The 26384-nt window shown below is 65.4% G+C and carries 23 protein-coding genes; 5 read left to right on the top strand and 18 right to left on the bottom strand.

What is annotated here, in order from left to right; all coding sequences use genetic code 11:
* The first annotated feature begins 13 nt into the window (after window positions 1-13).
* Window positions 14-1006: a cation diffusion facilitator family transporter gene (locus GN330_RS15650; RefSeq protein WP_156713591.1), complete on the top strand. Its 993-nt coding sequence runs from the start codon at window positions 14-16 to the stop codon at window positions 1004-1006.
* On the opposite strand, the gene GN330_RS15645 is transcribed toward GN330_RS15650, so the two are convergent.
* On the bottom strand, window positions 933-1418 hold the full coding sequence (locus tag GN330_RS15645; RefSeq protein WP_156713590.1) for a nucleoside deaminase: 486 nt from the start codon (window positions 1416-1418) through the stop codon (window positions 933-935). The genes GN330_RS15650 and GN330_RS15645 overlap by 74 nt on opposite strands.
* Window positions 1415-2026: an ankyrin repeat domain-containing protein gene (locus GN330_RS15640; RefSeq protein WP_246188721.1), complete on the bottom strand. Its 612-nt coding sequence runs from the start codon at window positions 2024-2026 to the stop codon at window positions 1415-1417. Before GN330_RS15640 ends, GN330_RS15645 begins: the two co-directional genes overlap by 4 nt.
* A gap of 321 nt (window positions 2027-2347) precedes the next feature.
* On the opposite strand from GN330_RS15640, the gene GN330_RS15635 reads away from it, so the two are divergent.
* Window positions 2348-3166: an IclR family transcriptional regulator gene (locus tag GN330_RS15635; RefSeq protein ID WP_156713588.1), complete on the top strand. Its 819-nt coding sequence runs from the start codon at window positions 2348-2350 to the stop codon at window positions 3164-3166.
* Between the two features lie 183 nt (window positions 3167-3349).
* Window positions 3350-4150 carry an HpcH/HpaI aldolase family protein gene (locus tag GN330_RS15630; RefSeq protein ID WP_197435192.1) on the top strand — a complete coding sequence of 267 codons (801 nt, stop codon included), beginning with the start codon at window positions 3350-3352 and terminating at the stop codon, window positions 4148-4150.
* A gap of 114 nt (window positions 4151-4264) precedes the next feature.
* Here the strand turns inward: GN330_RS15630 and GN330_RS15625 are convergent, their stop codons facing one another.
* The 8 genes from GN330_RS15625 to GN330_RS15590 are packed head-to-tail and all read right to left on the bottom strand — an operon-like array spanning window position 4265 to window position 12345.
* Window positions 4265-5113 carry an alpha/beta hydrolase gene (locus GN330_RS15625; protein WP_197435191.1) on the bottom strand — a complete coding sequence of 283 codons (849 nt, stop codon included), beginning with the start codon at window positions 5111-5113 and terminating at the stop codon, window positions 4265-4267.
* Between the two features lie 5 nt (window positions 5114-5118).
* Window positions 5119-5988, bottom strand: coding sequence for an SMP-30/gluconolactonase/LRE family protein (locus tag GN330_RS15620; protein WP_156713585.1), 870 nt, complete (start codon window positions 5986-5988; stop codon window positions 5119-5121).
* A 17-nt stretch (window positions 5989-6005) separates the two neighbouring features.
* A complete protein-coding gene (locus GN330_RS15615; RefSeq protein WP_156713584.1) occupies window positions 6006-6821 on the bottom strand; it encodes an ABC transporter permease in 816 nt (271 codons plus the stop codon).
* On the bottom strand, window positions 6818-7759 hold the full coding sequence (locus tag GN330_RS15610) for an ABC transporter permease (protein WP_156713583.1): 942 nt from the start codon (window positions 7757-7759) through the stop codon (window positions 6818-6820). The genes GN330_RS15615 and GN330_RS15610 overlap by 4 nt, the downstream gene beginning before the upstream one ends.
* Window positions 7760-7765: 6 nt before the next feature.
* Window positions 7766-9379 (bottom strand): ABC transporter substrate-binding protein, encoded by a 1614-nt coding sequence (locus tag GN330_RS15605; RefSeq protein ID WP_197435190.1) that lies wholly within the window; start codon window positions 9377-9379, stop codon window positions 7766-7768.
* Window positions 9372-10328, bottom strand: coding sequence for an NAD-dependent epimerase/dehydratase family protein (locus GN330_RS15600; RefSeq protein WP_156713581.1), 957 nt, complete (start codon window positions 10326-10328; stop codon window positions 9372-9374). The genes GN330_RS15605 and GN330_RS15600 overlap by 8 nt, the downstream gene beginning before the upstream one ends.
* Window positions 10325-11335: an ABC transporter ATP-binding protein gene (locus GN330_RS15595; protein ID WP_156713580.1), complete on the bottom strand. Its 1011-nt coding sequence runs from the start codon at window positions 11333-11335 to the stop codon at window positions 10325-10327. Before GN330_RS15595 ends, GN330_RS15600 begins: the two co-directional genes overlap by 4 nt.
* Window positions 11332-12345 carry an ABC transporter ATP-binding protein gene (locus GN330_RS15590; protein ID WP_343040726.1) on the bottom strand — a complete coding sequence of 338 codons (1014 nt, stop codon included), beginning with the start codon at window positions 12343-12345 and terminating at the stop codon, window positions 11332-11334. The genes GN330_RS15595 and GN330_RS15590 overlap by 4 nt, the downstream gene beginning before the upstream one ends.
* Before the next feature lie 285 nt (window positions 12346-12630).
* On the opposite strand from GN330_RS15590, the gene GN330_RS15585 reads away from it, so the two are divergent.
* Window positions 12631-13752: a mandelate racemase/muconate lactonizing enzyme family protein gene (locus GN330_RS15585; RefSeq protein ID WP_156713578.1), complete on the top strand. Its 1122-nt coding sequence runs from the start codon at window positions 12631-12633 to the stop codon at window positions 13750-13752.
* Here GN330_RS15585 and GN330_RS15580 read toward each other — a convergent pair.
* The 8 genes from GN330_RS15580 to GN330_RS15545 form a co-directional block, all read right to left on the bottom strand.
* The gene (locus GN330_RS15580; protein WP_156713577.1) at window positions 13749-15254 is read right to left on the bottom strand and encodes an aldehyde dehydrogenase; all 1506 of its coding nucleotides are present in this window, start codon (window positions 15252-15254) and stop codon (window positions 13749-13751) included. The genes GN330_RS15585 and GN330_RS15580 overlap by 4 nt on opposite strands.
* A 139-nt stretch (window positions 15255-15393) precedes the next feature.
* Window positions 15394-17643, bottom strand: a complete 2250-nt coding sequence (locus GN330_RS15575; protein ID WP_156713576.1) for a N,N-dimethylformamidase beta subunit family domain-containing protein — start codon at window positions 17641-17643, stop codon at window positions 15394-15396.
* Window positions 17640-17942 carry a N,N-dimethylformamidase alpha subunit family protein gene (locus GN330_RS15570; protein WP_156713575.1) on the bottom strand — a complete coding sequence of 101 codons (303 nt, stop codon included), beginning with the start codon at window positions 17940-17942 and terminating at the stop codon, window positions 17640-17642. Before GN330_RS15570 ends, GN330_RS15575 begins: the two co-directional genes overlap by 4 nt.
* Before the next feature lie 22 nt (window positions 17943-17964).
* The gene (locus GN330_RS15565) at window positions 17965-19650 is read right to left on the bottom strand and encodes a thiamine pyrophosphate-binding protein (protein ID WP_156713574.1); all 1686 of its coding nucleotides are present in this window, start codon (window positions 19648-19650) and stop codon (window positions 17965-17967) included.
* A 13-nt stretch (window positions 19651-19663) separates the two neighbouring features.
* On the bottom strand, window positions 19664-21310 hold the full coding sequence (locus GN330_RS15560) for an ABC transporter ATP-binding protein (RefSeq protein ID WP_156713573.1): 1647 nt from the start codon (window positions 21308-21310) through the stop codon (window positions 19664-19666).
* On the bottom strand, window positions 21307-22146 hold the full coding sequence (locus tag GN330_RS15555) for an ABC transporter permease (RefSeq protein ID WP_156713572.1): 840 nt from the start codon (window positions 22144-22146) through the stop codon (window positions 21307-21309). Before GN330_RS15555 ends, GN330_RS15560 begins: the two co-directional genes overlap by 4 nt.
* Window positions 22146-23123 (bottom strand): ABC transporter permease, encoded by a 978-nt coding sequence (locus GN330_RS15550; protein ID WP_156713571.1) that lies wholly within the window; start codon window positions 23121-23123, stop codon window positions 22146-22148. Before GN330_RS15550 ends, GN330_RS15555 begins: the two co-directional genes overlap by 1 nt.
* Before the next feature lie 6 nt (window positions 23124-23129).
* Window positions 23130-24722 (bottom strand): ABC transporter substrate-binding protein, encoded by a 1593-nt coding sequence (locus tag GN330_RS15545; RefSeq protein ID WP_156713570.1) that lies wholly within the window; start codon window positions 24720-24722, stop codon window positions 23130-23132.
* 116 nt (window positions 24723-24838) lie between these two features.
* Between GN330_RS15545 and pdxR the strand changes: the two genes are divergently transcribed.
* The gene (gene pdxR / locus GN330_RS15540) at window positions 24839-26353 is read left to right on the top strand and encodes a MocR-like pyridoxine biosynthesis transcription factor PdxR (RefSeq protein ID WP_197435189.1); all 1515 of its coding nucleotides are present in this window, start codon (window positions 24839-24841) and stop codon (window positions 26351-26353) included.
* Window positions 26354-26384: the final 31 nt, after the last annotated feature.

The raw sequence follows: 26384 nt of genomic DNA, 5'->3' as shown, positions 1-26384 counted from the left end.
AGGAGACGCCAGCATGGCTCCCAACGACGCACCGCACCCGGCCGGCCATGGCGGCCATCTGCCGTCCAGCGGGCGGGCACTGACGATCTCGGCCTGGCTGACGGGGCTCTATTTCATCGCCGAGCTGATCGCCGGCCTGTGGACGGGCTCGATCGCGGTCATTTCCGACGCTTTCCACACCTTCTCGGCCGTCGGCGGCGTGCTCGTCGCCATCGTTGCGGCACGGATCGCCCGCCGGCCGGCCGACCTGAAGCGCACCTTCGGCTGGTATCGCGCCGAGATCGTCGGCGCCCTCGTCAACGGTGCGTTCCTGCTAGCGATGGCGATCCTCGTCGTCGTGATGGGCGCGATGCGGCTCGGCGCGCCGATCGATCTGCCGACCACACCGATGCTGATCATCGCGGCCGGCGGCATCGTGACGGAGGTGATCTCGCTCTACCTGCTCTACCGCCAGCAGGGCGAGGACCTGAACGTGCGGGGCGCCTACTGGCACATAATCCAGACCTTCGTCGGCAGCCTGATCATCATCGTGGCGGCTTTGGTGATCCATTTCACCGGTTTCCTCGCCATCGACCCACTGCTCGGTATCGGCTTCGGCTTCGTGCTTCTTTGGGCAAGCTGGGGCATCATGCGCGACGCAGTGCACCTGCTCATGGACGGCACGCCGCCCGACGTCGCGCTCGATACGGTCATCGACGCGCTCAACACGATCGACGGGGTGGCCGATGTGCACCATGTCCACGGCTGGGCGCTGACCAGCGGGCGCTATGTGTTTTCGGCCCATCTGCGACTGGAACCCGGCTGGGGCGGCGATGCCGCCGGCGTGCTGCGGCAGGCGCACGCGCTGTTGTCCGGCCGCTACGGGTTCTTCTTCGTCACGCTCCAGATCGAAACCGAGTGCCTGGACGAGGCCAACGCGCGCGCCATCGACGTCACCCGGCCTGCCGCCGTTTCCAGTCGGCATAAAGATCGGGACGCGCCTCGAGACGAACCGGAACGTGGCTGATCGCCATCGACTGCTCGGCAAAAGGTCTGGCGAGCTCATCATAGACCGCCGCGGTCGACAGGCCGAAAGGCGCGCCATCGTCGTTGGAATAGGCGTAGACGACGGCCTCGACGCCGGCCAGGCGCATCGCGGCCATGCACATCGGGCACGGATGGCCGCTCGCATAGACTGTGCAGCCGCCCAGATCCGGCGAGCCCAGCCGGCGGGAAGCGGCGCGCAATGCGGTCAGTTCGGCATGCGCGGTCGGATCGCTGGTGGCCAGGATCTCGTTGACGCCGGTGGCAACGACCGCACCGTCCTTGACGACCACCGCGCCAAACGGGCGGCCGCCTTTTTCGACATTGGCGTGAGCGAGTTCTATCGCTTCGCGCAGGAAACGCTGTTCGTCACCGGTTGGGCTTGCGGCGTTCATGGGCTTGTTCCTCCGCGTGCGCCGGCTTCAACAAGGACCTGCGCGATCTCTTCATACCCACGGCCAAGGGCATGGGCGAGCGGGGTTACGCCGTCGCGGTCGGCCAGATCGACATCGGCGCCCGCCTCCACCAGAAGCGCGACGATCCGCTGATGCTTAAGACCACCATTGCCGAGGATCACCGCCTCGAGCAGCGCCGTCCATCCGAGATTGTTGACGTGGTCGACCTCGACGCCCGCCATAATCAGCGTGCGCACCGTCTCGACATGGCCGCGCTCGGCCGCCGGGATCAACGCGGTTCCGCCATAACGGTTGGTGCTTTCAAGGTCGGCGCCATGGGCAAGCGTCATTTTCAAGATCTCGAGATGGCCGCGCGCGCCGGCATAAAGGTAGGGGCTGTCGTCGATATCGTCCTTGGCGTTGACGTTCGCACCCGCCTCAATCAGCGCGGCGGCGGCCTCGACCTTGTTGCCATGCGTGGCGACCAGCAGCGCGGTGCGCCCCTTCCGGTCCCGGGCGTCGATCTTGGTGCCGGCGGACAGAAGCGCACGGATGGCGGTAACGTCATTGCTGGCCGCGGCCTCGTGCAGCCCGGATAGTTCGGTCATCGACTGCCCCGACAGGGTTGGCGTGTGGACAAGAACCGCAAACAGCGCGGCAACGCACAGTATGAGGATTTTGGGCATCGGCTATCGTTCCCGTACCAAGACGACCGGCTTGCCAGCGCCTTTGACGCGCCGTGTGCCGGTGTGTCCACGGACACAAATATAGGCCATGGGGGAGAAGGCTGCGCAAGAGCGCGCCCGGCAAGCGCGCCAACAGGTCGCGCAGAGCATTGTTGCGCTTCCAGCCGCAACAGGAGCGGGGATTTTGCTTGGCCGCGCCTTGTGGTAGGTGCACGACAGGGAGCAGCATCGGAGTTCCGTCCATTGACGCAAACCGCCAACACGCAACGCGGGAGCGAGCTTTATTCGTCTATTCAAGTCGTGCACCGGTCCCTGCGTGTGCTGGAGACGCTTGCTGCGGCGGAGACGCCGCTGTCGCTGACGACGGTGGCCGAACGGGTCTCGCTCCACCGCAGCACGACACTGCGCATTCTGCGCACGCTCGCCGAGGACGGGTATGCCGCCTTCCAGGCGAAGACGAAAAGCTGGACCGTCGGCCCAGCCGTGCTACGGCTGCAGGCCGGCGCCCGCGCCAGCACCGATCTGCGCCAGGTCGCCCGACCAGTGATGCACGCGCTTTCGCAGGCGGTCGGCGAAACCGTGCAGCTCGCCACGATGGTCGATGCGGAGGTCTGCTATCTCGACAAGGTGGAACCGCCCGAGCAGGAAATCCGGGTGCTGTCGGAAGTCGGCAGCCGACGTCCGCTCTATTGTACCGCGCTCGGCAAGGCGCTGTTGACGGGCCTCGACGAGCAGGCGCTGGCGCAAACGGTCGCCGGCCTGCGCTTCGAACGCCACACCGATGAGACGATCACCGATCCCGAAACGCTGATCCGCGAGGTCGCCGAGGCGCGTCAGCACGGCTACAGTCTCGACCGGCGCGAGTATAATCGCGCCATCCAGTGTTCCGCCGCCCCTATCCGCGACGCCAGCGGCACGATCGTTGCTGCAATCAGCGTATCGACGATCGGTCTCGATATCGCCGGCGAAACCTTTGCCAACATCATCGCCCGCAACCTGGCGGCCGCCGACGAGATTTCGCGCGCCATGGGCTGGCGCGCTCCCCTGCCGCCGTCGGCCTGACGCCGTTTCCGGCAAGGACCCTCTTAATTCCGGGCCAGGGTTTCGGGCGAACGCATCGCCCGACCTGTCAGCATGGGTAATTTTCTCGTTTTTACTACATGAAACAAGTTGCCATAATGCGAAACAATATTGCCTCCGATGCGGCCAGCGATTATGCTCATTCCATCACAGGAAGAGGTCGCAATGTCTGACAAAAGCCCCCACGCCCGCTCCCGAAATCCGTTTCGCCGGGCGCTGTCGCAAGACCGGCCACTGCTCGGCATCTGGTCGATGCTGAACTCGTCGAACGCAGTCGAGGGACTGAGCGAATGCGGCTTCGACTGGGTGCTGATCGACGGCGAGCACTCGCCCGTCACTCTGCCAGACGCGATCTCGCATTTGCGGGCCGCAAAGGGCGCCGACATCGTTCCGATCGTTCGCATTTCCTGGAACGAGCCGATGCTCATCAAGCAATATCTGGACGCGGGCGCGACGACGCTGATGCTGCCTTATGTCCAGTCGGCCGCCGAAGCCGAGGCCGCGGTCGCCGCGATGCACTACCCGCCGCGCGGCACGCGCGGCGTGGCCGCCATGCACCGCGCCAGCCGCTACGGAACCGACAAGACCTATCTTGCCGAAGCCGGGGACGCGGTGGCACTGATCGTGCAGATCGAGACGCAGCAAGCGCTCGACAATCTCGAGGCGATCGCCGGCGTCGAGGGCGTCGACGGGGTGTTCTTTGGTCCGGGCGACCTCGCCGCGACGATGGGCTATCTGGGCAAGCCGGCGGAACCGGCGGTGATCGATGCAATCGTGAACGGACATGCGCGCCTCAAGGACATGCCGGTCAAGGTCGGCGTCCTCGCTCCCAATCCCGAACTGGCCGAGCGCTTCGTGCGGCACGGTTTCGACTTCGTGTCGGTGGCCAACGACGCGGCCGTTCTGTTTACGGGCGCGGCCGCGCTCGCCTCTCGTTTCCAGGCCGTGCGGGCCGAAGGACGTTAGTCCGAGTAGGACGCTCCAACCTCCCTGCCCATGCGTGATCCCGAAACCGGAAACCGGGTTTCGGGATTTTTTTTGGCGCCGCGGCCGGCGCGCAACGCCGGCTGCGGCCGCGCTTCAAAGGGAAGAGATCGTCTGCACCGCCCGCGCGATCGGGCTGGCGGGCTCCAGATACTGGTCCATAATGTTGAAGTGGTGATAACCAGGCAGCACCTGCACGTCGGGGTCGTAGCCATGCCGACGCAGATGCGCGGAATAGCGGAAGCTCTGGTCGATCCACGCCCACGGCTCCAGCCCGCCGGCGAAGATGAAACAGCGGCAGTCGACCCGCGGCGGCAGCGCTTCGGTATTGTTGCGGGCGATGATGTCGTCGCGCAGCTTCAGTTCCGAACGGACGCTGACCAGGCTTGCGGGGAACGGATCGAAGATCCCGCTGATCATCACTGCGCCCTTGACGATATCCGCCGGCAGGCCGCGCGCCGGCCAGTCGGTCGCGACCGCCATCGAGCATAGATGCGCCCCGGCCGAGTTTCCGGAAATGCTTATGCGCTCGGGATCGCCGCCATAAGAGGCGATGTTGCGATAGCACCAGGCGATCGCCTCGAGCGCCGATCCCGACACCCGGTCGAGGCTGACGGCGGGACACAGGTCGTAATTCACGATCACCAGGGTGACGCCGCGCTGGACCAGGTCGCGCGCGATGAAGGCGAAATTAGCCTTGTCCTGCGTGCGCCAGTAGCCACCGTGAAAGAACATATGCACCGGCGCATTGTCACCGGCCGGGAATATATCGACGCCGTTGAGCGCGCCGTCGCCGTAGGCGATGTCGAGATGGGCTGTCATCACCTGGCGGCACACCTTGCTGATCGCGGAGCGATGAACCTGGAAGCGCGAGAAGTCGGCCACGGATTTCTGCGGATTGAACTGATATTCCAGTTCGGCGGCGTCGAGAGCTCTCCAGTCCATGGCGCTCATCCCGCGAATGTCGGTTCGGCGATGCCCTTGGCGCCAAGCCCGGTGATCGCGAACAGGTTGCCGGCCAGCGGCTGCTCGGCCTCCTCGCCGGGTTTCAGGAAGCGACGAGCGGTAACGACATAAAGCGTGTCGAGATCGGCGCCGCCGAAGGAACACATCGTGGGATGCTTGACCGGCAATTCGATCCGCCGGTCGAGCTTGCCCGCGGGCGAGTAGCGGCACACCGACCCGTCATGGATCATCGCGCACCAGTAAAAGCCTTCGGTGTCGACGGTCGCCCCGTCGACGCGCCCGACCATGTCGTCGGTGCGGAAGAAGTCCCGGCGGTTTTCCGCCACGCCGGTCTCGATGTCGTAGTCATAGGCATAAACGACCAGAGACCGTGTGTCGGCGAAATACATGGTCTTGTTGTCCGGCGACCAGGCAAGCCCGTTCGACACGCTGATGCCGGAATCGACGCGATGCACAGACCAGTCCGCATCCAGTCGCCACAGCACGCCGGCGCCTTCTCGGAATTCGCGATGCATGGTGCCGACGAAGTAACGCCCGCGCCGGTCGCATTTGCCGTCATTGAAGATGATACCCGTTTCGGGCTGCGGATTGACTACCGGCTCGACCCGCACCGGATCGAGAGTGACCCGGCAAAAGCCCGATTCCAGCCCGGCGACGATACCGCCGTTGTTGTCGAACACCAGCGAGCCGATCACTTCGGGCATTTTCCATGACTCGACTTTTCCCGTGCGCGGGTCGAGACAGCGAATATGCGGGCCGAACGCGTCGACCCAATAGAGTTTCTGCTGGGCGACGTTCCATATCACCCCTTCTCCCAGAACATCGCCGGTCTGCGCGGCACATTCGATCTTCATCGCCTTCTCCGTAAGCTTCAAGTCCTGGACTGCAGTCCCCGGCCGATCAAAATCACCGCCAGCGACGAGGTGACGAGCGCAAGGCCGGGGAAAATCGCCGTCCAGCTCGCGTAAAGCACATAGTCCTTGCTTTCCTGTAGGCTCGCGCCCCAATCGGGCGTGGGCGGCTGCACGCCGAGACCCAAAAAGCCGAGCGCCGCCTGGATCTGCAAAGCGAGCGGGAACAGGATGATATATTGCGTCAGCACGGCCGGCAGCACGTTGGGCAGGAGATGCCGAAACAGGATGCGCCCGTCGCCGGCGCCCAGAACCTGCGCAGCCTCCACGTAGGGTCTGGCGCTTTCCACCATCGCCGCCGAGCGGGCGGCGCGGAAAAACAGCGGCAGATAGACGATCGACAGCGCCAGCATCAGATTGGCGACATTGGAGCCGATAATGCCGGTGATCATCACGCCGAGAAAGATCGGCGGAAAGCTCAGGATCACCTCCACGAACTGCCCGGAAAAGAGATCGCTCCAGCCACGCAGATAACCGGCGATCGTTCCCGCAACCCCACCAAACAGGGCCGAGAGCGCCAGCGAACCGGCGACGATGCCCAAAGTCACGCGCGCGCCGTGGACGACGCGGGTGTAGACGTCCCGGCCGACATGGTCGGTGCCGAACCAGTGCTCGGCCGAAGGCGGCAGCAGGGCACGTCCGACATCGATGGCGTTGGGCGGCTGCGGGGCGAAGAGGCCCGGCAGCAGCGCGACGACCGCGATTGCCAGCGCGAGCGCGGCCCCGACGGCGAGTGCGGGACGTCTGCCGAAGGCCGAGGCGAATTGAGGGGTCATGAGCGCAGCCTCGGATCGATGGCACGATAGAGGATGTCGACCAGCAGGTTGACCGCGATGGCCGAGATCAGCACCATCACCAACGCCCCCTGCACCACCGGGAAGTCGCGCGCATAAAGCGCGTTGACCAGCAGCCGCCCGAGCCCCGGCAGCCCGAAGAGAGATTCGATCACCACGACGCCGCCCAGGATCTGAATGAAGATCAGCCCCATGAAGGTGATGAGCGGGACGAGAATATTACGCAGAACGTGCTTGCCCAGAATGGTGCGGGCCGGCACCCCACGCGCCTTGAGCGCGCGCACGTAATCCTGCTGCAGTGCCTGGACGACGTGCTGGCGCACGAATTGCGCGTAGGCGGCGATCTGCAGAAAGGCGAGGCTGGCCATCGGCATGGCCAGAATGACCAGATTGTCGCCAAGCGAGCGCAGCGGCGAGACGTAGATGGTGGGCGGCGACCAATAAAAGAAGGTGGACACGCCGAACAGAAGCATCAACGCCAGCCAGAAAACCGGCGTGGCCAGGAAAAGCACATTGAAGGCCTGGATGATCGTGTCGACGGCGCTGCCGGCGCGATAACCGGCAAGCAGGCCAAGCGGAACGCCGATCAGCGACGAGACGATCAACACCAGCAGCGCCAGTTCGAACGACACAGTGAAGGCGTTGAACACCAACTCGAGTACCGGACTGCCCTGACGCCAGGAAGACCCGAAATCGCCGGTCACGACCCGACCGAGCCAATCGAAATACTGGACATAGACGGGCTGGTCGAGGCCGAAGAAGCGCCGCAGCGCCGCTTCGCCCTCGCTGCTGCCCATCTGCCCCATCATCATTTCGATGATGTCGCCGGGTGCCGCCCTGACCATGGCGAACACGACCATGCTTGCCAGCCATACGGTCAGGACTGCCGCCAGGCACCGAAAGACGATGAAACGCGTCATGCCCGCCTACTTGTCGACCCAGGTCTTGACCAGGCCGAAATGCCAGCCGATCGGATGCATGGCGTGGTTCTTGACTGCGTCCGACACGACCACGATGTGATCGGCGCCGAACATCATCACCGTTGGCACGCTTTCGGCGAGCAGTTTCTGGAACCGGTCGTAGATGGCCTTGCGATCCTCGTAGGCCAGGGCCTGCCGGCCTTCGTCGAGCAGCGTGCTCGCCTCGTCATTGGCCCAGTTGCGGAAATCGGCGCCCTCCGGCTTCTTGTGGAAATGCCGGTAGTAGAGAATGTTGGGGTCGGGCGGGGTGCCCCAGTCGTTGAGCGTGAAGCCCATCTGGCGCGCCCGGAAATTCTGCAGCCACGTGCCGAGATCGAGCCGCTGAATGGCCACGCGGACGCCACCTTTGGCAAGCTGTTCGACCAGTGTGAGGGCGGCCGGCTCCATCCAGTCATAACCGATGATGGTGCGCAGCTCGATGTCGATGCCGTCCGGATGTCCGGCCTCGGCCAGCAAGGCCTTGGCGCGGTCCACGTCGACCGTTTGGTTGGGCAATTCACCAAGCGGCACGCCCCAGCGTTCCTGCAGACCCGGAACGGTGGTTCCCAGAACCTGACCGTAGCCCGAGATCGCAGCCTGCATGACCGCTTCCTTGTCAATCAGAAGCGCGATCGCCTGGCGGACGCGCTCGTCCTTAAGCGGCCCATGTTCGCTGTCGAGATCAAGGCTCTTCTGGTTGAGAGAGCGCGACCGCTGCACGGTGAGGCCGCCAACGCCTTCGAGCTGTTCGGCGTCCTGCGGCCGCACGAGGACCGCCATGTCGACGCGCCCGTTGCGCACCGCGACCAGCATGCCGGCGCTGTTGGGGATGAAGTTGACGACGATCTCGTCGAGATAGGGCAGGCCGGGCTGCCAGTAGTCCTGATTGCGCTCGAGCCGCATATAGCTGTTTTGCACGAACTCGACGAGGCGGAACGGGCCGGTGCCGACGCTGGTGCTGTTGAGCCTGGCGCGCGCGTTCTCGCCGGCATACCAGTCGCGCGGAATGATCGAGCCGTTGCGGTGCGTGAGCGTGATCAGAAAGGCCGAGTTCGGCTGTTTGAGGGTCACTCTCACCGTCAGCGGATCGATCGCCTCGACCGTGTCGATATCGGCGAAATCGAGCGCGCCGATGGTGCCGTTTTCAGCATTGCGCATATAATCGAGGCTATACTTGACGTCCGCGGCCTCGAATGGCTGGCCGGTGTGAAACGTCACGCCCGAACGCAGCTTGAACGTGTAGACGCTGGCGTCCTCATTGATTTCCCAGCTTTCGGCCAAGAGCGGATGCGGATTGCCGTCGTGATCGGCATAGACCAGCGTCTGATACATCAGCGGCGCGACGAAATTCACCGCCTCGCCGGCCTGATGGTAAATGTCGAAAGACGGCGGCTCGATCAGCGAGCCCACGGTCAGCGAACCGCCTTGTTTCGCCGCGGGATCGGACGCTCCGTAGACAAGGTCGGCGGCGGCGGCCCGAGCCGAAACGCCTGTCAGCGACATCCCCAACAGCGACAGGAGCGGGATTGCGGCCACCGACTTCAGCAGCCTGCGGCGGTTGGTATCGAAGGTCTCAGGCATAACATTCCTCCCTATTTCTGGCATGTTCGATGCAGCGGCAAATTGTTTCGTCCGCCCCGTATCGGGGCCGGAAGCCGATATCGGCGGCGATGCGTTCGGCCGCTACGAGTGGAAAGACGACCGATGGCGTTTCGTCCCGCACCGCCAGGTCCAGTTCGGGACGGGCCGCCCGGGCAAGGGCGGCGACGGTGTCGATGTCTGTCGTTCCGCCATTGACGTGGTAGAGCGGCCGCAGCCCGGGTGGCGCAGCGGCGAGCGCCACGCAGGCCTCGGCAACATCGCCGACGTGAACGATATCGAAGCGATGGCGTCCCCAACCGATCTCAAGCGTCGCCGGCGCAGCCGGGCGGCAGGCCTCGAACAGCGCCTTCAGGGGATCGAGCAAGCCGCCATAGGAATGGCCCGGCCCCAGCACGAGGGTCGGCCGGACGCCCACGACCTCCAGCCCCCAATGGCGGTGCGCGAAAGTGCCGATCTCCTCGGCAAGGCTCTTAGTCAGCCCGTAAATACCTGCCGGAAAGCGTGGCGCCGCCTCGTCGACAAGATCTGAGGCGTGGTCCGCCTGCTGGCCCAGCACGGTTGTCGAGCTCGCCCAGACCAGCCGCGACACGCCGTGGGCGCGGCATGTCCCGACAAGGCTGCGAAACCCCTCGACGTTGACGGCGAAGGCGGCGTCGATGTCGCGCTCGGCCGACATGCCGGGGCCGCTGCCCGCGCCGGCATGGGCGGCAAGCGAGATCACTCGATCAGGGCGGACCGTGGCGAAGACGCGTTCCAGGCACACCGGGTCGGCGAGCGATCCGGCATGGAAACCGGCGAGCGCGCTTTGATCTGACGGGGCCGCGCGGTCGAAACCGTGGACTTCCATACCGCCGCGCGCCGCGGCGATCACCACATGACGGCCAATGAACCCGTTGCAACCGATGACAAGAAGGCGCCGGGCGGTCATGTCCGGTCGTCCCTTTGTGCGTCGAAAGCCGGCAGATCGTCGCGGATACAGGCCGTCACCTGTCCGGGCGCGACCTCGTGGTGGCCCATATCCGCGCTGCGGCAGGCATCGATAGCGAATGGGCAGCGCGGATGAAACACGCAGCCCGACGGCGGCGAAACCGGGTTCGGCAGCTCGCCCTTGAGCAATTGCCGCGTTCCGTGTGCCGCGCCGACATGTTTGGGCACGGCCTGCAGCAACGCCCGCGTATAGGGGTGCGCGGGATTACGAAATACCTGCCCGGTCGGGCCGGCTTCCACGATGCGGCCCAGATACAGCACCATCACCCGGTCCGAAATATCGCCGACAACACGCAGGTCGTGGCTGATGAACAGCATCGACAGCGCCTGCCGGGCCTGCAGCGCCTTCAGCAGGTCGATGATCTCGGCCTGAACCGAAACGTCGAGGGCGGAGGTTGGCTCGTCGGCGACGATCACCGTCGGCTCGACCGCCAGGGCTCGGGCAATCGCCACGCGCTGGCGCTGACCGCCGGAGAGCGCGGCGGGCAAACGGTCGGCGATCTCCGGACGCAGACCGACCTGCTCGAGCGCCTGCGCGACGCGCTCGCGCAGCGTGTTCCCCGAAGCGAGCCCATGCAGACGCATGCCCTCGGCGACGGCCGCGCCGATCCGGATGCGGGGATTGAGGCTGCCATAGGGATCCTGGAAGACCATCTGCATCTTGCGCCTGAGTGGCCGCAACTGCCGGCGGTCGAGGTCGGTGATGCGCTCGCCTTCGAGCCAGATGTCGCCAGAGGTCGGCTCCACGACCCTGATGGCGGTGCGGCCGAGCGTCGACTTGCCGGAACCCGATTCCCCGACCAGAGCCAGAACCTCGCCGCCGGCAAGCGTGAAGCTGGCATCGGTGACGGCCCGCAAGCCGGCCGAGCGGCTGAATCCGCGGCGCTGCGCAAACACTTTGCTGACGCCGTCCAGGCGCAAAAGCTCCCGCCCGCTCGCGCCGCTCATGACGCCTCCTCCCAGAAGAAGCAGCGCGACTTCCAGCCGGGTGCGGTTTCAACCAGCGGCACGTCGCGCTCACACTCCGCTCGTGCGAGCGGGCAGCGGCTGCGGAAGCGGCAGCCGACAAACCCCTCCCCGATCCGGGGCACGACGCCAGGCTTGGCGCGTCTGAACGGGCTTTCGGCTTCCCCGTCTCCTGCGATCTGCGGCAAGCAGGCCAAAAGCGCGGCCGTGTAGGGGTGGCGCGGCGTCCCCAGCACATCGCGCGCCGCGCCGCACTCCACGATCTGGCCCGCATACATGACGACCACCCGGTCGGCGATTTCGCCAACCACGCCGAGATCGTGCGTAACAATGACGATCGAGAGACCCTGCTGGCGCTGGATATCCTCCAGAAGCTGCAGGATCTGCGCCTCGATGGTAACGTCCAATGCCGTCGTCGGCTCGTCGGCAATGAGCAGGCGGGGGCGTCCCGCCAGGGCAATCGCGATCATCACCCGCTGGCGCATGCCGCCCGAAAGCTGATGCGGATAGCTGTGGGCGCGGCTTTCCGGCGCGGCAATGCCGACCTGGGTCAGAAGCTCGACCGCGCGCGCCCAAGCCTGCGCCCGGCTCGCATCCTCGTGCAACCGCACCGTTTCGGCGATCTGGTCTCCGACTGTCAGCAAGGGATTGAGGCTGGCGCTGGCATCCTGGAAGATCATCGCGATTTCGCTGCCGCGCAACGCGTTCAAACCGCGCTCGTCCATGCCGCGCAGATCGCGGCTGGCGCCGTCGGCGCTCGCCCACAGCACCGCACCCGAGGTCTTGGTGTCGCGCCCGTCGAGCAGGCGCATCACAGACAACATGGTGACGGATTTGCCCGACCCGGATTCGCCGACGACAGCAAGCGTCTCGCCCTGGGCGACCTGGAAGGACACACCGTCGACAGCCCGCGTCACCCCGCCGGCCTGGCTGAAATCGACCCGCAGATCGACCACATCAAGCATGGTGGCCGGCGCGCCGCCCTTCGTCACATCTTCATCCATCCGCCGAATGGCTGGCAAAATGAGAGCCTCACACGAGATGCCGCGTTGATCGGACGCCTCCGGCGCGTCATTGTCGCGCGAAGGGTCGGTTTTGCTCCAAAACCCGGCACCACGGCAGCACCGACTTCTTGGCCGACCCTACAACACCCATCAGGCGACCTCAAGTAAATTTTCAACATGCGGTATCCTGTTCCACATCTTGAAAACATGAAGCGAGTCTGATTATTTGTCCGCGCGGCGCTCCGGCATCACACCCGTCTTTACGGAGGAACCATGGAACTTTCCATTCCGGAGTTTCGGATCGAGTCGGTCAAGGCCGTGGTCCTGCGCGCGCCGATCCCTGTCCCCGTCAGGACCTCCTTCGGAACGATGCGCGACCGGCCGGCCGTCTTTGTGCGCGTGGATGACGACCGCGGCCGCCACGGCTACGGCGAGATCTGGTGCAACTTTCCCACGGTGGCGGCCGAGCACCGCAAACGCCTGGTCGACGAAATTGTCGGACCGGCTTTGATGGAGATGAAGCCGGACGGGAATACAGCGCCGTTTGACAGGCTGATGGACAGGCTGCACGTGCTTGCCCTGCAAAGTGGTGAATGGGGCCCGCTACGCCAGGTGGCGGCCGGTCTCGACGCGGCTGTGCACGACCTGGCGGCGCGGCGCGCCGGCCTGCCCCTTTTCCGCTATCTCAATCCCGCCGCGTCCGGCGATATCGCGGTCTATGCCAGCGGCATCGGACCCGAGACGCCGGGGGCCACTGCCGAACGCGCCCGCAAGGGCGGACACGCGGCCTTCAAGGTCAAGGTCGGCTTCGGCCGCGACACCGACCTGACGTCGTTGACAGCGATCCGCCAGGCGATCGGCCCGCATACAAGGCTGATGGCCGACGCCAACCAGGGATGGACGCTCGAAGAGGCCGCCGCCAGGGTCGCGGACTATGCCGGCTTCGACCTGACATGGATTGAGGAACCGCTGCGCGCGGACCGGCCGCTTCGGGAATGGTCAGACCTGGCCGCCCGCTCGCCGATTCCGATCGCGGCGGGAGAAAACCTCAACGGCCGCGCCGAATTCGACGCGATGATGCAAAGCAGCGCGCTTGCATTCGTGCAACCCGACGTCGCTAAATGGGGCGGCGTGTCGGGGTGCTACGACATCGCGGCGGCGGCCGCCGGCTGCGAGACGGTCTATTGTCCGCACTTCCTCGGCGGCGGCATCGGCCTGGCCGCGTCGGCCCACCTGCTCGCCGCCGAGGGCGGCGGCGGCATGCTGGAGATCGACGTGAACCCCAATCCCCTGCGCGACGAGGTGGCCGGCGCCATGCTGCGCCCGAACGACGGACGATTGTGCCTGCCCGACCGGCCCGGGATCGGGATTACGCCCGACGAACTGTTTTCCTAACCCTCCGGGCCGCCGATCCAGATCGTCTTGGTCTGCTGATATTGCGCGATCGCCTCGGTGCCGTTGTCGCGCGCCAGCGAGCCCGACCGCTTGTAGCCGCCGAAAGGCGTCTTGATATCGCCTTCCGAGAACCGGTTGATCGACACGGTTCCGCAAGGCAGCCGGCGGGCGAAATGCAGCGCGCGGTCGATGTCGCGCGTAAACACCGTCGCGTGCAGGCCGTAGACGGAATCGGAGGCCATGCGCAGCGCCTCTTCGGGCTTCGAAAACGGGATCACGCCCAGCACCGGGCCGAAAATCTCCTCGGTCGCAATGGTCATGCCATGGGTGACGTCATCAAATACGGTCGGTCTGACGAAATATCCGTCGAGCCCTTCGATCGCGCCGCTTCCTCCAGCGACGACGCGCGCGCCCTCGCCGATCCCTGCGTCGATGAAACCCAGGACGCGGCGTTGATGGTCCGCACTCACCATCGCCCCCATCTCGGTCGCGGGGTCGAGCGGATCGCCAACCTTGAGGGACGCGACCCTGGCCAGTACCTTGTCGAGGAATTCGTCCTTGCGCGCGCGCGGCACGAACTGGCGCATATTGGCCGAGCAGTTCTGGCCGCCGTTCCACAGCGCCGCCGATACCGCATTGGACACCAGCGCGTCGTCGATCGGGGCGTCATCGAGGACGATGAACGGGCTCTTGCCACCCATCTCCAGACCGACGGGCTTGAGATTGCTCTCGCTGGCATATTTCAGGAACAGCGCGCCGACCTCGGTTGAGCCCGTAAACGACACCACATCGATATCCTGGTGCCGGCCGATCGCCTGGCCTGCGGTCTCGCCGAAACCCGGGACGACATTGAGCACGCCGTCCGGCAGGCCGGCCTGTGCGGCGAGCTCGGCCAGGCGCAACACCGTCAGCGGGGTCTGCTCGGCCGGCTTGACGACGACGCTGCAGCCGGCGGCAAGCGCGGGCGCCAGTTTCCAGGCCGCCATCAAAAGCGGGAAATTCCATGGCAGGACCAGGCCGGCGACGCCGACCGGCTCGTGCACGATCAGCGCCAGCGCGCTCTCGTCGGTGGGCGCCACCTTGCCGAAACTCTTGTCGATCAATTCGCCGTACCATTGAAAGAAATTCGGCACCTCGTGCCCGACCTCGTTGAGGCAGTCGGTGATTGTCTTGCCCGAATCGAGGCTTTCCATCACCGCAAGCTCCTCAGCATGCTCGCGCAAAAGCGCGGCCAGCCGCAGCAGCACGTCCTTACGCGCCTCGGGCGCGGCGCGAGACCAGGCACCGGTGTCGAAGGCGCGGCGTGCGGCTGCGACGGCGGCATCGACATCCTCGCTGTCACAGGCCGCGACCTCACCCAGGATGGCGGCCGTCGCCGGATTGACATTGGCAAACCGCGCGCCCGAACGGGCCGCGACGAAGTGGCCGTCGATGAAGGCTTCGGACGGGAAGACGAGGCCTGCGGCGATGGTGCGGTAGTCGGTCGGCGTGGCGATATCCATTGCAGGGTGCTCCGTTGCTGCGCAGGGCCGCGGCAGCGCCTTTTCAAGAAGCACTGTTGCGACCCAGCCATGGTCGAGCACGACCCTTGCCGGAAACCGGTCCGTTCCGGGATCATGCTCACAGGGAGGACGACCGGAATCAGCCGCCCGGTTCCGCCTCCGGCAAGGTGAAGGGGGCCGGCGCGAGAAATCGCGTCAACGCGTTCCGAGTGATCGCGGCGATCTCGTTGTCGGGTCGCGGCTCGGCCAGCGCGCCGGCCCAGGCGACGGAGCCCGTCGACCAGACCGCGCCGCCCGCCGGGGTCTCGAAGAACACCATATCGGCGCGCAGGTTCGGGCTCATGTCGCCGGTAACAGTCGGCCGGTTGACCAGCACTTCCTCGTTGGCGAGCACGTAGCTGTCGTCGAGGCGCTCGGAGGTGGCCACCACGATCGCGTGTGCCGGCGTGCCTAGGGTCGTGTCGGCACGGTCGATCTCGATGCCGGCTGCACCGCCGCCGCTGAGCCCGAAATCGCCGATCAGGCCGTCCGCGACCGCCACACCGTCGAACAGAAATGCAAGGCGCGGGTCGGCCGCGCCGGCCGAAAGCCGGTAGGGGTGGGAACGGTAGAACCCCTGCCCCGTATAGCCGGTGCCGGCGAGTTTCTGCGGCGGGCGGCCGTTGCGCCGCCACAGCCCGCCATAGGCGCCGTCGAAAGCGTGGTAGTATTCGCCGGGTTCGGAGGCCCAGCTGCGGTTGCCGTCCTCCGCGCGCCGCAATTCGATCGTCTCGGGATGGTCGGGATGGGTGGAGACGCGCCAGTAAAACCCGTTGCCGCCCAGATAGATCAGCCGGCCGCCGCCATCGAGAAATCCACCCAGCGCATCGTGGCTGGCGGTGGTGTGATATTCGGGATGCGACCCGGTGATCACGCAGCGATAGGGCCGCAGCGCCGCCGCCCCCTCACGGTCGAGATCGTCGTCGGTGACGATATCGAAGGCAAACCCTTCCCGGTCGAGCCAGGACAGGATCAAAAGGTCGGCGCTGAAGTTCCAAAGGCCGCTGCCGAGGCCGCCCTGCCAGGCGCGCTGGGTGTGGCGCAGGGTCAGGCAGGGACGCCGGCGCGAAGCGTAAGACACGCCGCTGCCGTCGGCATGGGTGTCGTAGAGCGACAGCCCGTATTCGGGATGCGCGGCGAGCGCGCAATCGCCCGCCGTCAACACCAGCAGGCGACTGGCGAACATTTCCGGATTGGCGCCATGCAGCAGGCAGCGGTCATTGGCGTAAGCGAGCCATGTGAAGGTTGACGCGAGGAAGGCGAGATCGGCTCCGGGCGCAGGCGGACGCACGAGGATCGGCAGCGTGTCGCGCCCCGCCTGGCCGCTGATCTCGATCAGATAGACTCCGCTCGCCAAATCCTCTGGCAAGGCGAGTTCGGCCGTGACCGGCCAGCCGGCATCGGCGAGATCGTCGCTGTGGAAATGGATGGCAGCGTAGTCGCGCGGGGCGTGGCGGAAGCTTTGCTCGCCACCAGACCAGCGCGTCCCCTTGACCGCCCGCGTCGGCAGGTTGACGAGGCGGCCGTGCAGGGCGCGCGGGCCGACATCTTCGGCGACCGTGCTGTCGATGCCTCGGCTGAAGTCCCAGGCGGCGACGCATCGCGGGTCACGTGCATCCGCGCCGTTGGCGAAGGCCTCGAGGCGCCCTAGCGCCGCTTGCGTGTCCACCGCTCCGGCCCACAAAATCGGCGCCTCAAGCCGGCCATCGAAACGGACCGCAGACAGGCTGGACGGCGGCGCGCCGGAGGCAAGCCGCAGGACGGCCTCTCCCGACCCGGTGCGCGCGGGAACCGGAAGGCGGAAAGTTCTGTCCCTGCCATCGTCGCGGACCGTGAGCACGAGAGCGCCGTCAGGACCGTCCCGGCTCAAAACCATTGCAACCCATGCGCCGGCACGCAGCCGGAACGGCGCCTCGACACGACGCGGTTCTGTCGCCGGCGCCTCGGCCAGCAGCACGGGCCGGCCGTCGGCGTCAATCAGCAGCGTCACCGCTCCCTCGCCCGACGCCAGCGACGCCAGGCAGGAACCGTCCGGCGAGAAGACCGTCGGCATGGCCAGAAGAGCGAGCGTGAACCCGTCGGCAATCAGATCTGCATCGAGCCGGGTCTCGAACCATGAGCCGATCAAGGTGCGTTGCGGTGCGACCGCGCAGCCCAGCGCGGGATGATCAACCGGGTCGGCGTCGAGTTCGAGCCCTTCGCCGTGGGGGCGCAGCGCGCGAAACCGGTGCAGCCGTATATCGGCCTTCCCCGCCTCCCGGCTACCGAGATGCAGCGCCACCGTCTCGCCGGGACGGTATTGCCAGCGCGGCGTGTAGCCGACAATGCCGAAATCAGGAGCCAGCCTCATGATGCGGCGCCGCTTTCCAACATCGCGCAGCGCAGGCGGAAGACGTGGCGCTCGGCGTCTTCGAGCGTATCGAACACCTCGTCGAGCAGTTCGACCGGCTGGCCGCGGCCGCGCAGTCGCGCCAGCCGCCATTGCCTGAACGGCTCTATCTCGACCAGAACATGCTTTCCCTCCGCCGACAGGCTGCGTAGCTTAAGCAAGAGCCGCCGCAGCGCCGGACCATGGTTGCCATAGGGCGCGGCCAAAAACTCGTCCAGAAGGTCCCCTGGCACGGCCTGCCCGCCATCGAACGTCGTCACGCGCGTTTCCTTTCGTGCCGGGTCAGTGGTCGAAGCGGGCGCGGTGCACCCGTTCGAAATGCTCGTGATAATGATGCGGTTCGATCGCCACGTCGATCAGCGCCGGCACGCCCTCGGCATTCGCCTTCAGCGCCTCGGTCACCGCCGCGTCGATTTCGTCGGCGCGTTCGACCTTGATGCCGAGGCAGGACTGCGCCCTGGCAATCTGCGCAAAATCGCTGTTGACCTCGAAACCGGTTGCCACGAAGGGCTTTTGTCCGAGAAGCTGGTTGTACTGGACCCAGCCGAAGGCGTGATTGTTGAGCACCACCCAGGTGATGCCGCATTTGAGCTCCGCCGCCGTCGCCAGTTCGGCCAGCGACATCTGCATGGCGCCGTCGCCGGCGAAGCAGACGATCTTCTTGTCCGGCTTGGCGAGCTTGGCGCCGATCGCACCGATGATGCCCATGCTCATCGCCGTCTGCTCACCCATCGGCACGCAGTCGTCGATGTCGAGGACGCGATAATGCGGCCAGTAATAACACCACAGATCCGCACCGCCATTTTCCTTCATCAGGATCGTGTCGCGGCCGAAAATGCGGTTGACCGCGTCGAGCACGCGCGGCACGCGGATCGGCGTGGAATTGTCGCTGTTGGCGGCCTCCAGCTTAGGCCGATAATCCTCGCGCAGCGCCTCGACGGCCTCGCGGCGCGCGGTACGCTGGTCGGCTTCGATCTTGGGGAGTGCGGTCAGTATTTCACGCAAGGACAGCCGCGCGTCGCCGACCAGCGCGATGTCGGGACGCATGTTCATGCCGATCGTCTCGGGATCGATGTCGATCTGAACAAAGCGGGCATCGGACGGCCAGAACTGCCAGCTGTTGGTGGAAAACGCCTCCAGTCGCGAGCCAACCGACACGATCAGATCGGATTCGTCCCACCAGCGCTTGCCGGCCTCGGTAAAGTAGAGACCCGTCTGGCCGAGTGCGAACGGGCCGTCCTCGGGATAGATGCCGCGCCCGCCGGGCGTGGTCAGGACAGGCATGCCGACACGGTCGGCCAGCTCCGCGACCGCATCGGCCGCGCCGGAAAACACCGCTCCGGAACCGCAGATCAGAAGCGGACGCTCGGCCTGAGCGATGGCGGTGGCGGCCGCGGTAACGGCGTCGGCGTCGGGCCTGGACAGATGCCGGCGCATGCCGGGGCGGTAGGCCGCCATCTCGGCGGCGACATCAGCCAGATCCGAGGGCACCTCGATGAAGACGGCGCCCGGGCGGCCGTTCATGGCGACGGCGAAGGCGCGCTCCATGATCCACGGAATCTTGCTTACATCGGTCACCCTGACCGCCCATTTCGTCACCGGACGCATCAGCGACACCGCATCCAGTTCCTGGAAAGCGCCCATGCCGTCATGGTTTTCGACCACGCCGTTGACGATGGCGATCACCGGCAGCGACCCGGAAGTCGCCTCAAGCAAGCCGGTCACCAGCGTGGTTATGCCGGGTCCGGGATTGGAAAAGACGATGCCCGGCCGCCTTTTCAGCCGCGCATAGGCATAGGCGCACGAAACCGCCGACTTTTCGTCGCGCACCAGCACGAACTTGATCGGGGTGCGTTCGGTCAGGTCGTAGACGAGGTGCTTGGGATTGCCCGGCAGCCCGAACACATAGTCGGTGCCCTCGGCATCGAGCGCTTCGGCAACCGCCTGCCAGACAGTCTTCTTTTCCATGTCTTATCCTCGTTCAGTTTGCGCTCGCACCCGACGCCGGAGCGGCGAAAGCGCCACGCCCGGGAATGGAGTCGATCAGGAGCTTGGTGTAGTCTTGGCTGGGCTTGAACAGCACGTCGGCCGAAGGGCCCATTTCCACGATCCGTCCGCGCTGCATGACGGCGACATGGTCGCACACCTGGGCGGCGACCCGCAGATCGTGGGTAATGAACAGCATGCCGAGGCTGAGCCGGCGCTGCAGGTCGGCGAGAAGGTCGAGCACGCGCGCCTGGATCGACACGTCGAGCGCGGAAACGGGTTCGTCGGCGACGATCACGTCCGGCTCCAGCGCGAGCGCCCTGGCAATACCGATGCGCTGCCTCTGACCGCCGGAAAAAGCGTTCGGATAGCGCCTGGCCGAGGCCGGATCGAGCGCGACCAGATCGAGCAGTTCGGCGACACGGCGCCGCGCGTCGGCGCGCGACATGCCGTGCGCCAGCAACCCCTGGGCGACGATCTCGAAGACGGTGCGGCGCGGATTGAGCGAAGCGAACGGGTCCTGAAAGACCATCTGCACACGGCGACGCAGCGGCGCCAGGTCGCGACTGCCGAGATCAAGCAGATTGCGCTCCACGCCGGCAAGGCGCACATCGCCGGCATCGGCGGTCAGAAGCCGCACGATGATGCGGGCCAGGGTCGATTTGCCGGAACCCGATTCCCCCACGATGCCGAGCGTTTGACCGCGCGCCAGGCTGAAGCCGGCGTCGCGCACCGCCTCCACGGTCCGGCGCGGACCAAACAGTCCGGTACGGCTGGAATAGGTCTTGGTCACGCCTTTGGCCGACAAAAGCGGCTTGCCGCCGGGCCTGTCGACGGCAGGACGCTTCGCAAGCTTCGGAACCGCGGCAAGCAGGGTGCGGGTATAGTCGTGGCCGGGATTGCCCAGAACCTCGGCCACCGTCCCGCGCTCGACGATCTTGCCGTGCTGCATGACGGCGACCTCGTCGCCGATCTCCGCCACGACGCCGAAATCATGCGTGATCAGAACGATGCCCATGCCGCGCTCGGCCTGAGCGCGCTTGAGCAGAGCCAGGATCTGTTTTTGCGTGGTGACGTCGAGCGCGGTGGTCGGCTCGTCGGCGATCAGCAATTCCGGATCGAGAGCGAGCGCCATGGCGATCATGACGCGCTGGCGCTGGCCGCCGGACAGACTGAAGGGGAAGGCGTGGCGCAGCAACTCGGGCTCCGGAAGACCCATGTCGCCCAGCAGCTTTACGACGCGCTCGTCGTAGGGGCCGGGCACGTCGTGGAAGCGGAATACCTCCTCGATCTGGCGGCCGACGCGCATGACCGGATTGAGGGCGGCCATCGGCTCCTGAAAGATCATGCCGATGCGGCGACCGCGGATGGCGCGGTGTTTTTCCGCCGCGAGGCCGATCAGGTTTTCCCCGTCGAAGCGGATCGCACCCGTGGAGATCAGTGGTTTGGGCACCAGGCCCATGATGGCGTGCGCCGTCATCGACTTGCCCGAGCCGGATTCGCCGACGACGCACAGAATACGGCCGGGCGCGATGTCGAGGTCGATACCGTCGACCGCTTTGAGCCGGTCGCCGCCCTCGGGCAGGCGTACGGTCAGGTTCTCGATCGCGACAAGCGGTTCAGCGACAAAACGGGCGTTCATGTCTGGATCCTGACCCGACCCTTGAGATGCGGATTGAGCGCGTCGTTGAGCCCCTCGCCGACGAGATTGATGGCAAGCACGGTGATCGCGATCGCCAGTCCCGGAAACACCGACAGCCACCACGCCTGGCGAAACACGGTGCGCGCCGCGCCGATCATGTAACCCCAGGAGATACGGTTGGGGTCGCCCAGTCCAAGGAAGCTCAGGGCGGATTCGGTGAGGATGGCGGTGGCGATCATCAAGGAACCCATGACGATCAGCGGCGAGACTGCGTTGGGCAGCACCTCGGAGACGATGATACGGAAGCGCGATACGCCCGACAGCACGGCAGCCTCGACGAATTCACGCCGCCGCAGACCCATGAATTCCGAGCGCGCCAGACGGGCGATCGGCGGCCAAGTGACGACGGCAATCGCGGTGACGATCGAGGTCAGCCCCGGCGTCATGATGGCGACTAGCAGGATTGCGAAGATGAAACTCGGTATGGTCTGGAAGAACTCGGTGATCCGCACCAAAAGATCGTCGATCCAGCCGCCGAAGAAGCCGGCGATCGCGCCGACCGAAACCCCGATTGCCGCCGCGATGACGGTCGAGATCAGTCCGATCATCAACGAGATGCGTGCGCCGTGCACGATGCCGGCCAGTACATCCCGGCCGAGCATGTCGGTGCCGAAGGCAAACTCGCCGCCAGGCGGCAGCAGCGGCCGGCCGCGCGTCGACATCGGGTCTATGGGGACGATCAGCGGCGCGGTGATGGCCATGACGACGATCAACGCCAATGCGATCGCGCCGGCGACCGCACCGCGGTTTTCGGCGAAACGCTTCAGGAAATCCATCACGCCCGCCCCGCTATGCGCGGATCGGCGATACGCAGAACGAGATCCGTCACCATGTTGAAGAACACCACCATCAGCGCCGAGATCAGAAAGACGCCCAGCAGCAGATTGTAGTCGCGCTGGAACAACGCGTCGAAGGCGAGCCGACCGATACCCGGCCAGGCGAACACGGTCTCGACCACGATCGCGCCGCCGACCAGATGGCCCGCTTGCAGGCCAGCGAAGGTGATGATGGGAATGAGCGCGGTGCGCAGGATATGGGCGGTGGCGACGCGCCATTCCGGCAGACCCTTGGCCCGTGCGGTCTTGACGTAGTCGAGGGTGGCGGTTTCCAGCATCGAGGCCCTCGTGAGACGGACATAGACTGCGATGTAAAACAGGCCGAGCGTGACTGCCGGCAGGATCAGATGCTTGATGACGTCAAGCGTGCCCGCGACCGCGCCCTTGACCGGGATCATGCTTTGCATGCCGAAGGGCGGCAGCCAGCCGAGTTGGACTGAAAACACCAGTATCAGCAGCAGGCCGACCCAGAAGATCGGGGTGGCATAGAAGACCAGCGCCACCACCATCAAAAGACTGTCGAACACGGAACGCGGCCGCATTGCCGCGATCGCACCGAGCAGCGGGCCGACGATCAGCGCGAAGACATAGGCCGTACCGGTGAGAAGCAACGTGGCGGGGAGCCGTTCGAAAATCATGTCGGTGACCGGTCTTCCGGTCCGGAAGCTCTGACCGAGATCGAGCGTCAGTACGTTCTTGACATAGGTCGCCAATTGCACGGCCAGCGGCTGGTCGAGCCCGAAATCACGACGGACCTGATCGAGAAACTGCTGGTCTGCGGCTCCCGCCTCACCCGCCATGACCACGGCGGGGTCGCCAGGGGCAAGACGGATGAGGAAGAAATTGAGAATGGTGATGGCGAGCACTACGGCGAACGCCTTCACCACCCATTGCAGGACGAAGCCCAGTTGCGGCATCTCTGCCTATTCCTCGAAATAGGCTTCGGCGAAATTGTCGTTCGGGCCGAGCCCGTTGCGCACCACATTCTTCAGCTTGGCGCTGTGAATGGTCGGCCATTGCAGCTCCACCAGCCAGGCCAGCGCGACTTCATCGGCCACGATCTTTTGAACCTGGTGATAGAGTTCGCGCCGCTTGTCCTCGTTGGGCTCGCTGGCCGCCTCGGCGAACAGGCGGTCCACCTCGGGGTTGGAGTAGCCGGCCGTATTGGTGAACAGGACGCCTTTGCGCTGGTTTTCGGTGATGTAACTGCGCGCCACGCCCAAGGCCGGGTCCGACAGGGTCGTGAGATAGGTGGTCGACATGTCCACGTCCCAATTGGAGATACGGCTGCCCCAGCCGGCCACGTCGGACGTCTCGATCGTCACCTCGACGCCGACCTCGCCCAGCGCCTGGCGGATATATTGCGACAGCCGGTCCCACAATTCGCCATAGGGCAGGCCGAGCAGACCGATCTGGGCGCGAACGCCGTTGGCGTCGGCTTCCAGTCCCATCTCGTCGAGAAGCGCCTTGGCCTTTTCCGGATCGTATTCATAGTTGGGCACATCGTTCGTGTAGAACGGCGAGGAGGAGTGGATCGGCCCCGTCGGGATGGAGGCCAGACCGAAAAAGATGGCGTCGCGGATAAATTCGCGGTTGAGCGCATGCATGACCGCCTTGCGGAAACGCACGTCGTTGAACGGCTCGCGCCGCAGATTCATCTCCAGCCAGGAGATCGGCGCGCCCCATTCCCAGCCCTTCGTCGTCATCTCCAGATGCGGCATGGCGGCCAGCCGCGCGACATCGACGAGCTCGATATCATTCTGGGTGGCGAGATGAACCTGATCCGTCTCCAGCGCCAAGGCGCGCGAGGCGCTATCGGGGATGAAGCGGTAGTAGATCTCATCGAGATAGGGACGGCCGTCCAGCCAGTAGTCGTCGTTGCGGACCAGGTGGATATACTGGCCGCTCGCCCATTCCGCGAACTTGAAGGGGCCGGTGCCGATCGGCGCCCGGTTGGCGGGATTTTCGCGAATATCGGAGCCGTTATAGACATGCTCCGGGACAATCGGCGCACCAATCACGTCGAAGCTGCGGATCAGTGGGCCGTAGGGCTCTTCAAGCTTCAACACCACTGTGTAGTCGTCCGGCGCGGTCACAGTCGTGCGCGCGAAGGTCGGGCGCGACCGCGGATGAACTTCAGGAATGAACTTGGTCAGCGAATAGACCACGTCCTCAGCGTTGAAGTCCTCGCCGTCGTGCCATTTCACGCCCTGGCGCAGCTTGAACGTATAGGTCAGCCCGTCTTCGCTAACATCCCAGCTTTCGGCCAACATAGGCTGCGGCGACAGCGCGAAATCGTATGTGAGCAGCCCTTCGAAGATCTTGCTCGAGGGCAACAGCGTCGGCGCGTTGAGGTGGATGCCGATGACGATGCCCGGCGGCTCCGGCCAGAGCGTCGAGTTCAGCGTTCCGCCCTGTTGCGGCTCGGCCCGTGCAGCACCTGCCCCGGCAAGGACCAGGGCAAACACGACCGCCGCCAGGCGGCCCATCAATCCCATTGTCGTTCTTCTTCGCATGACGTTCTCCCTCACTCACGCATTGCGGTGACTATCGAGCAACAAGTGTCCTTGAGAAAGAGCCATTGGCGGCTATTGTCATGGGACCACTCTGAAAAATGGAAGGAAACAGCCCGATGGATCCTGACGACGAGAAATCGGGAGGCATTTTCCGGGCGATCGATAGCGACCCGTCCATTCCTCTGCAACGCCGGGTCTATGAGCGTTTCGCCACTGCAATCCTGGACGGACAATTGCGTCCGGGCGACAGGCTGCCCTCGACGCGCGAACTCGCAAAAACGCTCGGCGTGGCCCGCAACACCGCAACCTGGGCCTTCGAACAACTCGCCGTGGAGGGTTTTATCGAGACACGTCACGGATCGGGTACTTTCGTGTCCTCGCAACTGCCCGACGCCGGAAGCGGCGGCCGTTTGCGCGTGCCGCAGGACGAGGAAACCGCCGCCGCGCGCCTGGCCCGGCGTTCGGAACGCTTTTCCGTCGTCGCCCGTTCGCTGCGCGTGCCCCAGCGGCCGGTGCCGTTCAGGATCAATATGCCCGCCGTCGACGCGTTTCCGGTGGCGTTGTGGCGCCGGTTGATGAAGGCGCTTTTATCGGAAAGCGGGGTCGGCGCCGGCTATCTTCTCGGCGAGACCGAGCCGGCCGGATACGGGCCGCTGCGTGAGGCGATCGCACGCCATTTGATGATCAGCCGCGGCGTCACCTGCACGCCGGAGCAGGTCGTGATCGTGGCCGGTGCGCAGCAGGGACTCGACCTCGCCGCACGGTTGCTGCTCGATCCCGGCGACAAGGTCTGGTGCGAAGATCCGGGCTTTCCGGGATCCGTCGCCGCGCTGCTGGCCGCCGGCGCCACGATCGGCGCCGTGCCGGTCGACACTGACGGTATCGACGTGGAGACCGGCATGCGGCTTCATCCCGACGCGCGTCTCGCCGTCGTCTGTCCGTCCTCGCAATTTCCGCTCGGAAGCACATTGTCGCTGGCGCGCCGGCTGGCGCTGATCGAATGGGCCCGTCGCCACGACGGCTGGATCATCGAGGACGACTATGACAGCGAGTTTCGTTATCGCGGCCGCCCGGTGCGCTCGCTGCAGGGCCTCGATGGCGGCGTGCGGGTCGTTTACGTCGGCACTTTTTCCAAAGTACTGTTTCCCGGCCTGCGGCTTGCCTATCTTGTCGTGCCGAAACCCTATGTCGACCTGTTCGTCAACGCCCGGATCGTCGCCGGCCGCCAGTCGCCGACATTCGAACAGGTCCTGGTCGAGAAATTCATGTCGGAGGGCCACCTCGCGCGCCATATCGCGCGCATGCGTCGTCTCTATGCGGAGCGAAGAACCGTGCTGATGGAGACCTTCCGACAGACCATCCCCGATCATCTGCGGCTGCGGCCTTCGGATACCGGGCTGCAGATGCTCGGCTGGCTGCCCGAAGACTGGGACGATGCCGAAATAGCCAGGCGCTCGGCGGAGGCCGGCCTGGAGATGACGCCCCTGTCGCGGCTGACGGTTGAGCGCACGCTGCCCCCGGCATTGCTGCTCGGCTTTGGCAATTTCACCGCCGCCGACATGAAAAACGCCGCCACGCGGCTGGCATCGATCATGAAGGATTACGGCAAAGAGAGACAGGCCGGGGGCTGACCCTCCCAGACGGCCTGGCCGATCCGTCGCC

It is taken from the genome of Nitratireductor arenosus (genome assembly GCF_009742725.1).
GTDB classification, from domain to species: domain Bacteria; phylum Pseudomonadota; class Alphaproteobacteria; order Rhizobiales; family Rhizobiaceae; genus Mangrovimarina; species Mangrovimarina arenosa.
Note: the sequence above shows the minus strand (reverse complement) of the source record. Positions and strands in the feature narration are given on the sequence as shown.

Excerpts from the sequence above, each read along its gene's own strand:
- GN330_RS15650 (WP_156713591.1), top strand. The coding sequence starts at position 14 with ATGGCTCCCAACGACGCACCGCACCCGGCCGGCCATGGCGGCCATCTG.
- GN330_RS15645 (WP_156713590.1), bottom strand. The coding sequence starts at position 1,418 with ATGAACGCCGCAAGCCCAACCGGTGACGAACAGCGTTTCCTGCGCGAA.
- GN330_RS15640 (WP_246188721.1), bottom strand. The coding sequence starts at position 2,026 with ATGACCGAACTATCCGGGCTGCACGAGGCCGCGGCCAGCAATGACGTT.
- GN330_RS15630 (WP_197435192.1), top strand. The coding sequence starts at position 3,350 with ATGTCTGACAAAAGCCCCCACGCCCGCTCCCGAAATCCGTTTCGCCGG.
- GN330_RS15625 (WP_197435191.1), bottom strand. The coding sequence starts at position 5,113 with ATGGACTGGAGAGCTCTCGACGCCGCCGAACTGGAATATCAGTTCAAT.
- GN330_RS15620 (WP_156713585.1), bottom strand. The coding sequence starts at position 5,988 with ATGAAGATCGAATGTGCCGCGCAGACCGGCGATGTTCTGGGAGAAGGG.
- GN330_RS15615 (WP_156713584.1), bottom strand. The coding sequence starts at position 6,821 with ATGACCCCTCAATTCGCCTCGGCCTTCGGCAGACGTCCCGCACTCGCC.
- GN330_RS15610 (WP_156713583.1), bottom strand. The coding sequence starts at position 7,759 with ATGACGCGTTTCATCGTCTTTCGGTGCCTGGCGGCAGTCCTGACCGTA.
- GN330_RS15605 (WP_197435190.1), bottom strand. The coding sequence starts at position 9,379 with ATGCCTGAGACCTTCGATACCAACCGCCGCAGGCTGCTGAAGTCGGTG.
- GN330_RS15600 (WP_156713581.1), bottom strand. The coding sequence starts at position 10,328 with ATGACCGCCCGGCGCCTTCTTGTCATCGGTTGCAACGGGTTCATTGGC.
- GN330_RS15595 (WP_156713580.1), bottom strand. The coding sequence starts at position 11,335 with ATGAGCGGCGCGAGCGGGCGGGAGCTTTTGCGCCTGGACGGCGTCAGC.
- GN330_RS15585 (WP_156713578.1), top strand. The coding sequence starts at position 12,631 with ATGGAACTTTCCATTCCGGAGTTTCGGATCGAGTCGGTCAAGGCCGTG.
- GN330_RS15580 (WP_156713577.1), bottom strand. The coding sequence starts at position 15,254 with ATGGATATCGCCACGCCGACCGACTACCGCACCATCGCCGCAGGCCTC.
- GN330_RS15575 (WP_156713576.1), bottom strand. The coding sequence starts at position 17,643 with ATGAGGCTGGCTCCTGATTTCGGCATTGTCGGCTACACGCCGCGCTGG.
- GN330_RS15565 (WP_156713574.1), bottom strand. The coding sequence starts at position 19,650 with ATGGAAAAGAAGACTGTCTGGCAGGCGGTTGCCGAAGCGCTCGATGCC.
- GN330_RS15560 (WP_156713573.1), bottom strand. The coding sequence starts at position 21,310 with ATGAACGCCCGTTTTGTCGCTGAACCGCTTGTCGCGATCGAGAACCTG.
- GN330_RS15555 (WP_156713572.1), bottom strand. The coding sequence starts at position 22,146 with ATGGATTTCCTGAAGCGTTTCGCCGAAAACCGCGGTGCGGTCGCCGGC.
- GN330_RS15550 (WP_156713571.1), bottom strand. The coding sequence starts at position 23,123 with ATGCCGCAACTGGGCTTCGTCCTGCAATGGGTGGTGAAGGCGTTCGCC.
- GN330_RS15545 (WP_156713570.1), bottom strand. The coding sequence starts at position 24,722 with ATGCGAAGAAGAACGACAATGGGATTGATGGGCCGCCTGGCGGCGGTC.
- pdxR (WP_197435189.1), top strand. The coding sequence starts at position 24,839 with ATGGATCCTGACGACGAGAAATCGGGAGGCATTTTCCGGGCGATCGAT.